Genomic DNA, 13,022 nt, shown 5'->3' on the forward strand with positions numbered 1-13,022 from the left:
ACTTTCTTATTGTCTTAATGGTAAAAACTAATAATATGAAATTAACTTATTTAAAAAGAAATTCACTTATTATAGTTCTTGCTGTTTTGAGTAGTACGTTTAATAATATTGCATTTGCTCAAACCTCAAAAAATCAACGCTATAAAGTAGCTGTTTGCGACTGGATGATATTAAAAAGACAAAAGCTAGGTTCATTTCAGTTGGCGAGCGAAATTAAAGCAGATGGAATCGAACTAGACATGGGCGGTTTGGGCAATCGTGAAACTTTTGATAGTAAACTGGCTGACCCTGTTGAGGTGAAAAAATTCAAGGATAAGTCCAAAGAATTTAATGTTGGAATTTCATCCATTGCCATGTCTGGATTTTACGGACAATCTTTTGCAAAAAGAGAAACCGTAAAAAGAATGGTTCAGGATTGTATTGATGCCATGAAAACTATGAATGTAAAAGTGGCTTATTTGCCATTAGGAACACAATGCGATTTGAAGAAATTCCCGGAATTGCGTCCGATTATTGTTGAACGTTTGCAATGGGCTGGAAAGCAAGTGGCAAAAATAGGTGGTGTAATCGCTATCGAAACTTCACTAGATGCTACTGCCGAGAAAAAATTACTAAAGGATATTGGTTGTAAAAGCATCAAGAGTTCATTCAATTTTTCGAATGCTATCGAAAATAAAAAGGATATTTCGGCTGAGCTTAAAATTTTAGGAAAAAAATACTTAGCCCAAATTCATGCTTCCAATACCGATGGTTTTTGGTTGCAAAATGACAAAGCCATTGATATGCCTAAAATCAAATCGACTTTAGATAAGATGAACTGGAAAGGCTGGCTTATTGTAGAACGTTCCCGTGATACTACGGATGTGCATAATGTAAAAGCCAATTACGGAGCGAATGTCGCTTATTTGAAGAAAATTTTTCAGAATTAAAAATTAAATGCCACGAAGGCACAAAGTCACAAAGAAAATTTAAGTTCAACGGTTTTAATAAATTATTGGCTTCTAAAAAATTTGAGTCTTTGCGTCTTTGTGGCAAAACAAAAATTATAATACAAATGAAATATTTAAGCTTACTTTTTTTAGCCCTTTGTGTCACTTTTGCGTCAGCGCAAAATGTTACTATTGTTCGTGATGCCCATGCACCAAGAGCACAATTTGGTGCCGAAAAATTATCAGAAATAGCAAAAGCAAAAGGATTCAAAGTAGTTTTTGCTGATAAAGCACCTAAAAAATCAAAAGATAAAGTAATTATCATTGGCGAAAAAGGAACTGATTTTTGGAAACAAAATTCTAAAAATGCTAAAATTGATGATAGTCAATTAACCAAGAAAGAAGGTTTTCAAATTAGTACTCAAAAGAACATAATTTACATTGAAGGTACTGATGCTTCTGGTGCTTTGTATGGCGCTTTAGAATTAGCCAATCGCATTAAAGAAGAAGGCAAAATCCCATCAGAAGTAGCCATTCAGGACAGCCCGGAAATGGTATTGAGAGGAACTTGTATTGGGATGCAAAAAACCACTTATCTTGGAGGTCGCGGCGTTTATGAATATCCGTATACTCCAGAATCTTTTCCTTGGTTTTATGATAAAGATCTTTGGATAAAATACCTGGATATGATGGTCGAAAACCGTATGAATTCATTGTATTTGTGGAACGGACATCCATTTGCTTCTTTGGTAAAGCTAAAAGAATATCCATTTGCTGTTGAGGTTAGCGACGAAACTTTTAAGAAAAATGAAGAAGTCTTCAAATTCCTAACAGTTGAAGCTAATAAAAGAGGAATCTGGGTGATACAAATGTTTTATAACATTATTCTTTCTAAACCTTTTGCAGATCATTATAACCTTAAAACTCAGGAAAGAGAGCGTGTTATTACGCCGTTGATTGCCGATTATACTAAAAAATCAATCACTGCATTTATAGAAAAATATCCAAATGTTGGTCTATTAGTATGTTTAGGAGAAGCAATGAATACGGTTGAAGATGATGTGAATTGGTTTACCAATACAATCCTTCCAGGTGTTCAGGATGGTTTGAAAGCCTTAGGAAAAACAGAAGAACCGCCTATTATCCTACGTTCACACGATACAGATGCTCCAGCGGTAATGGCGAAAGCTTTGCCATTGTATAAAAACTTATATACCATGAGTAAGTATACTGGGGAATCTTTGACCACTTATACACCAGGTGGACCTTGGGGAGAAACACACAAGCAATTGAGTTCTTTAGGATCAATTCATATTGAAAATGTGCATATTTTGGCAAATTTGGAGCCTTTTAGATATGGTTCTCCAGATTTTATCCAAAAAACAGTAAAAGCAATGCATAATATTCATGGAGCAAATGCACTGCATTTGTATCCTCAGGCATCGTATTGGGACTGGCCTTATACAGCTGATAAAACCAAAACGGGAGAACGATTAATGGAAATGGATCGGGACTGGATTTGGTACAAAGCCTGGGCAAGATATGCCTGGGACAGTAAAAGAGATCGTACTCAGGAAATTGGTTACTGGGACAATCAATTTGCTAAAAAATATGGAACAGATTCAGAAGCAGGAAAGAATATCTTAGAAGCTTATGAACAAATAGGCGAAATTGCTCCTAAAACCTTAAGACGTTTCGGAATCACCGAAGGAAACCGTCAAACGTTATTGTTAGGAATGTTCGAAAGTCAATTGGTTAATCCGGCTAAATGGCGTGTGTATCCAGGATTCCATGAGTCTTGTGGACCTGTGGGCGAATTGCTTTTAGAATATGCCAAAAAAGAATGGAATCATGAAGCGCATATTGGAGAAACGCCTACGCAAATTATTAAAGAAATTGTACAACACGGAAAAATAGCTGTTGAAGCTATTGATAAAGCAACTCCTGCTGTTGCTAAAGAAAAAGACGAATTCAATCGTTTAAAAAATGATGTGTATTGCTACAATGCTTTTGCAAATTGTTTTTCTGAAAAAGTAGAAGCAGCTTTATTGGTTCTAAGATACAGTTATTCAAATGATATTACCGATTTAGACAAAGCCGTTCCTCATTTGGAAAAAGCTTTGGAGTATTATGAAGAATTGGTGAAACTAACTAAAGACACTTATTTGTATGCTAATAGTATGCAAACGGCACAACGCCGAATTCCTATTGGTGGAGATGATGGATTCAATAAAACATGGACTGAATTGTTGCCGCATTATGAACGAGAATTAGCTAATTTTAAGAGAAATATTAGTCTTTTAAAAGAAGCTAAAAACGGAAAAATCAAACAAAAAGTTGTGGCTCCATGGAAAACGGCTAATGTTACTATGTTAAGTCCAAAATCAAATTCTTACGCGGTTAAAGAAGGAACAAAAGTGTACGGAACGCCAATTTCAGAATTGATAAAAGTAGCTCCGGAACTTAAAAACCTAAAAGGAATTTCATTCGTTGAAGATCAGCAAAATACAGAAGGAACAACTTTAAAATTCAAGAATAATACTCCGGTAAAATTGGTAGTGGGTTATTTTAACTCTGATCAAAAAAGGTTTTTATTGCCTCCAAGTTTAGAAACAAATGCAGCCGGAAATGAAATGGGAGAAGCCGAAGTAATTTTGGCAAATGCTATGAATTTAAAAGAATTACCAAGGGTAAATATCCATACTTATACCTTTAAAGCGGGTGAAAACCAACTGAATTTAGGTAAAGGAAGAGTCCTGATTTTAGGATTTATTGATGCAAATCAAAAAATTGAACCTCGCGATGTGGGCTTTATAGATGCTGGCGAAAAAGAAGCAGTAGACTGGTTGTTTTACTAAGAATAGAAAATTTAAAACCCTTTCAGAGTGTACTTTGAAAGGGTTAAATACATAAAAAATGAAGAGATTAATTTATATACTATTTTTTATAACTACTGTTTCATGGGCGCAAACTCAAGAAAGAGCAACTTCATTTCGTAAAGAGATTTCGTTGAATGCGGGTTGGAAAACTACTATGGTGGATTCTCATCCAGAAGCAAAACAGGATTTTGCGCAAGATTCAAATGCTGATGCTAATTGGAAATCCGTAAATGTTCCTCACAATTGGGATCAATATGAAGGCTTTCGCCAAATGAAACATGGCAATTTGCACGGAACGGCTTGGTATTCGAAAAATTTGAAAATTGGCAAAGAACAAAAAGGGAAAAAACTGTTTCTGTTTTTTGAAGGAGTAAGCAGTTACGCTACGGTTTGGGTAAACGGAACTGAAGTAGGTCAACACAAAGGAGGTCGAACGACTTTTACGTTGGATATTAGTAATGCCGTAAAATACAATTCGAATAACAAAATTGTAGTCAAAGCAGCTCATCCTGCTTTTATTGCCGATTTACCTTGGGTTTGTGGTGGTTGTTCTGGCGAATGGGGATTTTCAGAAGGTTCACAACCGATGGGAATTTTTAGACCGGTGACTTTAATTACAACTAATGATGTCCGAATTGCTCCTTTTGGAATTCATATCTGGAATGATGAGACAGTTTCAAAGGAACAGGCGATTTTGCATACAACCACTGAGATTCAAAATTACAGTCAGTCAGATAGAAATGTTACTGTAATTAGTTCTCTTTTGGATAAAAACGGAAAAGAATTAGCTTCTGTGAAAAATACTGTGGTGCTTTCGAAAGAAACGAAAGAGATTCAACAAACATTACCTCAAATTAAAAATCCAAAATTATGGTCGCCAGAAAGTCCGTATTTGTATACGCTTTCGACTACTATTTTAGAAAAAAATAAAGTTTTAGATAAAATTACTACGCCTTATGGAATTCGTTGGGTTTCCTGGCCAGTGGATAGAGCGGGCAATGACAAGCGATTTTTTATAAATGATCAACCCGTATTTATTAATGGAACTTGCGAATATGAACATCAATTAGGGCAAAGTCATGCTTTTTCGGATACACAGATAAAAGCCAGAATTGAGCAAATCAAAGCGGCTGGTTTTAACTCTTTTAGAGAAGCACACCAACCACATAATTTGAAATATCAGGAATTGCTGGACGAAAGCGGTATTTTGTTTTGGTCTCAGTTTTCGGCTCATATTTGGTACGATACGCCTGAGTTTAAAGAAAACTTCAAAACTTTATTGCGCGAATGGATTAAAGAACGTCGTAACAATCCATCGGTGGTGTTGTGGGGATTACAAAATGAAAGTACCATCCCAAAAGAATTTGCGGAAGAATGTACAAAAATCATTCGCGAAATGGATCCAACAGCTTCTTCACAACGCAAAGTAACAACTTGTAATGGTGGTGAAGGAACAGACTGGAATGTGGTGCAAAACTGGTCCGGAACTTACGGAGGAGATCCCTTTAACTATGCTGTCGAAATGAGTACGCAATTATTGAACGGAGAATACGGTGCCTGGCGTTCACATGATTTGCACAGCGAAGGTGAATTTGCGCAAAAAGGAATTCTTAGTGAAAACCGTTTTTCGCAGTTAATGGAAATTAAAATCCGTGAAGCTGAATCGGTAAAAGATAAAATAGCGGGACAATACAACTGGTTATTTGCTTCGCATGAAAATCCGGGGCGTGAACAAAACGGTGAAGGATTCAGAGCTATCGATCAGGTGGGACCCGTTAATTACAAAGGGTTGTTTAGCATTTGGGGTGAGCCTTTGGATGCCTATTATATGTACCGGGCCAATTATGCATCGAGTAAAACCAATCCAATGGTCTATATTGTTTCGCATACCTGGCCGAATCGTTGGGAAGCTCCTGGAGTTAAAAACGGAATTGATGTTTATTCGAATTGTGATGAGGTTGAATTGTTTAATGATGTCAACAATCAATCTTTAGGGAAATTGAAAAACCCGGGAAGAGGACAACATTTTCAATGGAATAAAGTCAACATAAAATACAATGTGTTGTATGCTGTGGGTTATGTTAAAGGCAAAAAAGTAGCTCAGGATTATATTGTTTTAAATAATTTACCCGAAGCGCCTAATTTGAAAAGCTTAAGCTCAAAAGAAGAAATTGTAGTTTCAAAAAAGGATTATAATTATATCTACCGTGTGAATGCGGGCGGACCTGATTTTAAAGATTCGGAAGGAAATGTATGGTCAGCCGACGTTCATAAAACCGAACCGAACACTTGGGGTTCTACTTCCTGGGCAGATGAATTTAAAAATGTACCTGCTTATTTTGCCAGTCAGCGATCTACTTCTGATTTAGTTGATGGGACTCAAAATGATGCTTTATTTCAGAATTTCCGTTATGGAATGAATAAACTAAAGTATGAATTTCCCGTTCCTGATGGCGAATATTTAGTCGATTTGTATTTTTCTGAGCCTTGGTACGGAACGGGTGGCGGATTGGATTGTAAAGATTGGCGCGTTTTTGATGTGGCAATTAACGATAATGTAGTACTGAAAGATTTTGACATTTGGAGTGAAGTTGGTTTTTCAAAAGCAGTGAAAAAAACGTTCACGGTGAAAAGTAAAAATGGTAAGTTAGTAATTGATTTTCCAAAAGTAAGTTCGGGAGAAGGAATTATGTCTGCGATTGCCATTGCTACCAAAGACAAATCGGTGAAAGCAGCTGCGCCTTCGCCAAACAATATTTTGGATGTTACGACAAATACTTCGTTTGAAATTGGTTCGTGGTTAAATACCAATCAAAAACAATACACAGATTCTGAGGTGACTTTTACACAATTACCGCCTAATTTGTACACTGCCGATTATATCCGTTTTTCGAATAATCAAAACACCAGCGGTTCTTTTATTTCGAAAGAAGAAGCGACGGTTTCAGTATTTGTAGATTCGAAAATAGAAACAACTTTGCCTTGGCTTACTGATTATAAAAAATCGGAAACAACAGCAAAAAACAGTAACGGAGATGTTTTTACTATTTTCGAAAAAGAAGTAAAAAAAGGAGAAACCGTATTTTTTGGTAATAAAGGCGATGGTACGCCATCATTTACTATTGTGGTAGTCCCAACTTCCGATTTGGGAAAAGTTAAAGACGACAGACCTTCGTTAAAACTCGAAGCAGAAGATGCTAAAATAAAAGGTGGGGGAACGGTAAAAGGAAATTTCAAGTCGAGTGATTATGTTGAATTTGCAAAAAACACACCAAATAGTATCGAATTTGAAGTGAATCCTGGTGTTGCTAATATATACCTGATGCGTTTTAGATACATGAATATGAATGCCGAACCGATAAAGGTGAAGTTGATTATTGAAGATGCTTACGGAATTTTGATGCGAAATGATGAAATTGAATTTCCGGCGCCTACAGAGAAATGGAAGGTTTTAAATACCACTTCGGGAGGTTATATCAATGCCGGAAAATATAAAATCAGAATTGAATCGGATAACATGAAAGGATTGCGTTTGGAATCTTTTGAGTTTCAATAAGTAGAGAATAGAAAAAAGAATAAAGAAAATAGATTTATGAATTTACATAAAAGTGTTTTACAAAAAGGAACAATAGCAATTGCATTGTTGTTTTTGGTTGCTTGTGCATCAACAAAAAAAGAGAGTAGAATTGTAGCCGATTTCAATTCGGATTGGAATTTTAAGTTGGGTGATTATCCAACGGCAATACAGGCTAATTTTGATGCGAATGATTGGCGTACGTTAGATTTACCGCACGATTGGAGTATCGAAGGTGCGTTTAATAAAGATAATCCAACCAAACAGGCTCAGGCATTTTTGCCGGCAGGAAAAGGCTGGTACCGAAAAACATTTACACTTCCCGAAGATTGGAAGAACAAAAACGTTTCGATTGAATTTGACGGCGTTTTCAAAAACAGCGAAGTATTCATTAATGGACATTCGTTAGGAATGCGCCCAAATGGATACATTTCATTTGCCTACGAATTGTCACAATATCTGAACTTTGGGGCCCAGAAAAACATCATCGCTGTAAAAGTTGATAACGATGCACAACCCAATTCCAGATGGTACACCGGTTCCGGAATTTACAGAAATGTGCGATTGGTTGCCAGCGAAAAACTTCACGTAGCAAAATGGGGAACGTATGTAACTACGCGTGGAATCACCAAAGATAAAGCTATTGTTGATATTGATGTTGACGTGAAAAATGGTTTGGGGACCAATAAACTTTTTAAGTTAGTTTCGACAATTTTAGATAAGAATAATGTTGAAGTTGCAAAAGCAATCTCTGATGGAAATATCCCAGCAAATTCAATTTTACAAGTTAAACAAAACACTAAGATAGAAAACCCAATTCTTTGGGATACTGAGAATCCGTATTTATACAAGATAGTAACAAAGGTTTATGATGGTTCGACTGTAGTTGATACTTATGAAACACCGCTTGGAGTTCGTTATTTCAATTTCGATGCCGAAAAAGGATTTTCGTTAAATGGAAAACCTACCAAAATATTAGGCGTTTGCCTGCATCATGATAACGGTGCTTTGGGCGCTGTGGAGAATATTCATGCTGTCAAAAGAAAATTGAAAATCCTGAAAGAAATGGGAACCAATGCCATCAGAATGTCGCACAATCCGCATTCTTTGGAAATGATGAAGCTGTGTGATGAGATGGGATTTATTGTTCAGGATGAGTTTACCGATGTCTGGAAAAAGAAAAAAGTCACCAATGATTACCATAAAGACTGGGATGCTTGGCACAAACAGGATCTGGAAGATTTTATCAAAAGAGACCGCAACCATCCTTCGGTAATGATGTGGAGTATTGGGAATGAAATCAGGGAACAATTTGACAGTACTGGAATTGCTATTACCAGAGAACTGGCTCAAATCGTAAAATCGCTGGATACCACTCGTCCAGTTACGAGTGCTTTGACCGAGAATGTTATTGAGAAAAATTTCATTTATCAGTCGGGCGCTTTGGATTTATTGGGATTCAATTACAAGCACGAAGATTATAAAGATTTCCCAACCAAATTTAAAGGACAAAAAATACTTGCTTCCGAAAGTGTTTCGGCACTGGAAACCCGTGGTCATTATGATATGCCAACTGATTCCATAAGAATGTGGCCAACAAAACACAATGCCCCTTTTGATGGCAATGCTGATTTAACGGTTACGGCTTATGATAATATTGCTTCTTACTGGGGAACTACGCACGAAGAAAACTGGAAAACCATAAAAAAACAGGATTTTATGGCAGGAACTTTCATTTGGACAGGCTTCGATTATCTGGGCGAACCTGATCCGTATCCGTATCCGGCACGTAGTTCGTATTTTGGAATTGTAGATTTAGCGGGATTACCAAAAGATGTGTATTATATGTACCAAAGTGAATGGAGCGATAAAGATGTTTTACATTTATTACCACATTGGAACTGGAAGCAGGGTCAAATGATTGATGTTTGGGCGTATTACAATAATGCTGATGAGGTAGAATTATTCCTAAACGGAAAATCTTTGGGTTCGAAAGCCAAAAAAGGAGGCGAATTGCACATTGCCTGGAAAGTACCTTTTGAAGCAGGAACTTTGAAAGCGATTTCTAAAAAAGCAGGGAAAGTAGTTAAAGAAACCGAAATTCGTACTGCTGGCGAAGCAGCTAAAATCAATTTGCAAGCCGATAAAACGAGCATTAAAAACGATGGATATGATTTGGTTTATGTAACGGTTTCTTTGCAGGACAAAGACGGAAATCTACTTCCAAAAGCCGATAATCTAATTAACTTTAAAGTTTCTGGTGGTGCTAAAATTGTTGGAGTTGACAATGGCTACCAAGCCAGTTTAGAACCTTTTAAAGCCGATTACCGCAAATTATACAACGGAAAATGTGTAGTGATTTTGCAATCGAATAAAAAAGCAGAAAACATAACATTAGAAGCTACTACAGCAGGGAATATAAATGCTGCTACTGTGAGTATTAAAGTAGAATAGTTTTTTCAATTTACACTTAGTTTTAAAAGCACGGATTTTTATTCGTGCTTTTTTTGTTTCTATTTTTTAAAAAGTAATATTGTTATTTGGGCTATTGAAATCATTAAAAACAATATTAATGGTACGCTTTTTTTAATAGCCTTTTGATTAAAATTAAACTTTAGATTTAATTCTTCAATCATGAAATGAAATAAAGTTAGAACGACATTTAATAAAAAGTAATTAATAAATACACTTAAACTTAATGATAAAAGCATTATGTAAGTGTCTTTAGAAATTAAATGTGTTGAAATAAAGAAATATTTATAAATTTTTGATATTAAAATAATTGAAATTATAAATAACGCTATGTTCTTTAATTTTAAAAAACTAAAACGATTACTTGATAATAATTTGAAATTTATAAAGTTGAGGAATGAAAAGAATATAATATTAAAATAAAGCATTTTTATTTTGTTTCGAGTTTTGATTTAAACAAATATAGTTAAATCAGTAGAGAATTATATTTTATGAATACAATATAAATAAGCTTTTGATGTTTTATAAATATCTGTTTTTCAATCTATTTATATCTTAATCCCACTAAAACCCTGCTTTTTTGAGAAGTATTTTATACTTTTGCACTCTGATTCCAAAAAACAAGGAATCCTATTGTGGAAATGATGAAAAAGAAAGTAGAAATTCTTGCTCCGGCTAAAAATTTGGTTCAGGGAATTGCGGCTATCAATGCGGGTGCAGATGCTGTATATATTGGTGCTCCGCTTTTTGGAGCGCGTACCAATGCAACCAATTCAGTTGAAGATATTGCCGAAATGGTCAAATACGCTCACTTATTTAAGGCGCAGGTTTTTGTGGTGATCAATACCATTTTGTACGACAACGAATTAGACGCTTGTAAAAAATTAATCTATCAATTATACGATATTGGTGTCGATGCGCTTATTGTGCAGGACATGGCGATCATGGAAATGGATTTGCCGCCAATAGTTATTCACGCGAGTACTCAAGCGAACAATCGTGAACCAAAACACGTAAAATTTCTGAAAGATATAGGAATGCAACGCGTGGTTTTGGCCAGAGAGCTGAATTTAGACCAGGTGAGAGACATTGCCGCAGCAACTGATGTGGAATTAGAATTCTTTGTTTCTGGTGCGCTTTGCGTGTCTTTTAGCGGAAATTGCTACATGAGTATCGCTGGTGGAGAACGTAGCGCTAATCGTGGTTCTTGTGCGCAAAACTGCCGTTTGCCGTACAATTTGATTGATGGAAACGGAACAACTTTATTGACTGAAAGTCATTTGCTTTCGATAAAAGATTTGGATTTAAGTGATCAATTACCCAATTTGATTGAGGCGGGGATTACTTCATTTAAAATCGAAGGTCGTTTAAAAGACATTGTTTACGTAAAAAATAATACTTCGTTTTTAAGAAAGAAACTGGATGCTTTCTTAGAAAATAATGATAAGTTCCAAAAAGCTTCTTCAGGAAGAACTTTTTATAATTTCGAACCGGAAATGGACAGAAGTTTTAATAGAGGGTATACCGATTATTTTGTAAACCAACGTAAAGAAAAAATAGGAAACTGGGAAAGTCCAAAATCGCAAGGACAGTACATTGGTAAAGTAACTGAAATCAAAGCCAATGGTTATGTAATTGAAAATCATGATAAGCTAAACAATGGTGATGGTTTGTTTTTTATCAATGAAGAGGGAATTGCCGATGGGGTGCAAATCAATATTATTGTGAATGATATTGTGGTGCCTAATACCTTTAAAAATATTGCTGTAGGAACGGTTATTTATCGAAATTCGGATGCTGAATTTAACCGAATTGTTGAAAAAGAAAACGCTGCAGTTCGAAAAATTGGAGTAAGTCTACGTTTTTCTGAAACAGAAGAAGGTTTCCAATTAACAGTGGTGGATGAAGACGGACACCAGAGTATATCGAATTTGGTTACTGAAAAAGAACTGGCAAAAAGCGAGGAATCAGTAATCCCGAATATCAAAAAGAACTTAGTTAAAACAGGAAATACGCCTTTTATAGTTGACAATATTGAAGTAGAATTTACTAAGAATTGGTTCTTGCCGATTTCGAAAGTGAATGAAGTGCGAAGAATTGCTTTGGAACAATTGATTGATATTCGAATCAACGAATACCATAGAGAAGAATTCCAAATTACAAAATCGGATATTCCTTATCCAACCGAAAAATTAGATTTTACTTTTAATGTTTCGAATAAATTAGCGAGAGCTTTTTATAAAAGACACGGTGTAACCGAGATTGAAAAGGCATTTGAATTGCAATGGGATCCTGGAAAAGCCCGTGTAATGACTACCAAATATTGCGTGAAATACGAATTGGGTAAATGTGCCCGCTTCCAGCGTGATACTATGGGAGAAAAAGTAAAAGAACCGCTAACGTTAAAACACGGTGAAACGGAATACAAATTGAAATTCAACTGCAAACCTTGTGAAATGGAAATTTGGGAAAAAGATGCCGAATTTGAAATCATCGACCAGGACGAGCAATTGGATTATGTGAAAAGAAGATAATATATAATGATGTCAGGCTGAGCTTGTCGAAGCCTAAATGATACTGTTAAACAAAAAAGCCGCGATGTTGCGGCTTTTTTGTTGCATTTTTTTACAGAGAAAAACATAAAATCCCTAATCGGGTTTAGTTTTGTTCTTCTTTTATTGTTCCATACCATTCGGTGATACAGGGATACATAAAAGCCGCCGTTTTCTGAATTGGATAGTAAAAAGTCGATTTGTCAAGCGTTTCTTTTTTAGCAAAAAAATGATTGTAGTTTATTTTTTCGAAAACAGAAAATACAATTCCAATGATTAAGACCGTTTTGAGTGTTCGGAATAATCCGCCACCAAGTTTGTTTATCCATCCTAAAAAAGCAAAATCCACTATTCCGGTTAGGATTTTTGCTAAAAAATGAATGCCAATTACTACCAGAATAAAAGTGAGAATAAAAGCCGTAACCTGAACCGTATTGGGGTTCCAATGCACAAATCCTAAAAGAATATCTTTGGTGATAACCGAGAATTTAACGGCTAAATAAATCCCGAAAAGTAAGGAGAAAAAGGATGCGATTTCAATAAAAAGACCATTTACCGTTCCTTTGTACAATGCAAATGCCAATAAAGCACCTAAAATAATATCTAAAAAACCCAT

General features: G+C 35.6%; 6 protein-coding genes. 5 read left to right on the forward strand and 1 reads right to left on the reverse strand.

Annotated elements, in window-relative coordinates:
• The first annotated feature begins 35 nt into the window (after nt 1-35).
• From FDM27_RS05545 to FDM27_RS05565, 5 genes are all read left to right on the forward strand, one after another.
• Entirely contained in the window at nt 36-929 is an 894-nt protein-coding gene (locus FDM27_RS05545; protein ID WP_255510488.1) for a sugar phosphate isomerase/epimerase family protein, read from the forward strand.
• Nucleotides 930-1,054: 125 nt separating this feature from the next.
• The gene (locus tag FDM27_RS05550; protein ID WP_140485527.1) at nt 1,055-3,787 is read left to right on the forward strand and encodes a glycoside hydrolase family 20 zincin-like fold domain-containing protein; all 2,733 of its coding nucleotides are present in this window, start codon (nt 1,055-1,057) and stop codon (nt 3,785-3,787) included.
• Between the two features lie 58 nt (nt 3,788-3,845).
• Nucleotides 3,846-7,364, forward strand: a complete 3,519-nt coding sequence (locus FDM27_RS05555; protein ID WP_140485528.1) for a malectin domain-containing carbohydrate-binding protein — start codon at nt 3,846-3,848, stop codon at nt 7,362-7,364.
• Nucleotides 7,365-7,400: 36 nt separating this feature from the next.
• A complete protein-coding gene (locus tag FDM27_RS05560; RefSeq protein WP_140485529.1) occupies nt 7,401-9,836 on the forward strand; it encodes a sugar-binding domain-containing protein in 2,436 nt (811 codons plus the stop codon).
• Nucleotides 9,837-10,498: 662 nt separating this feature from the next.
• A complete protein-coding gene (locus FDM27_RS05565; RefSeq protein ID WP_140485530.1) occupies nt 10,499-12,388 on the forward strand; it encodes a peptidase U32 family protein in 1,890 nt (629 codons plus the stop codon).
• A gap of 124 nt (nt 12,389-12,512) precedes the next feature.
• Here FDM27_RS05565 and FDM27_RS05570 read toward each other — a convergent pair whose 3' ends face one another.
• Nucleotides 12,513-13,022: a CvpA family protein gene (locus FDM27_RS05570; protein ID WP_071184500.1), complete on the reverse strand. Its 510-nt coding sequence runs from the start codon at nt 13,020-13,022 to the stop codon at nt 12,513-12,515.

Source organism: Flavobacterium sp. GSA192 (genome assembly GCF_006386525.1).
In the GTDB taxonomy this organism is placed as follows: domain Bacteria; phylum Bacteroidota; class Bacteroidia; order Flavobacteriales; family Flavobacteriaceae; genus Flavobacterium; species Flavobacterium commune.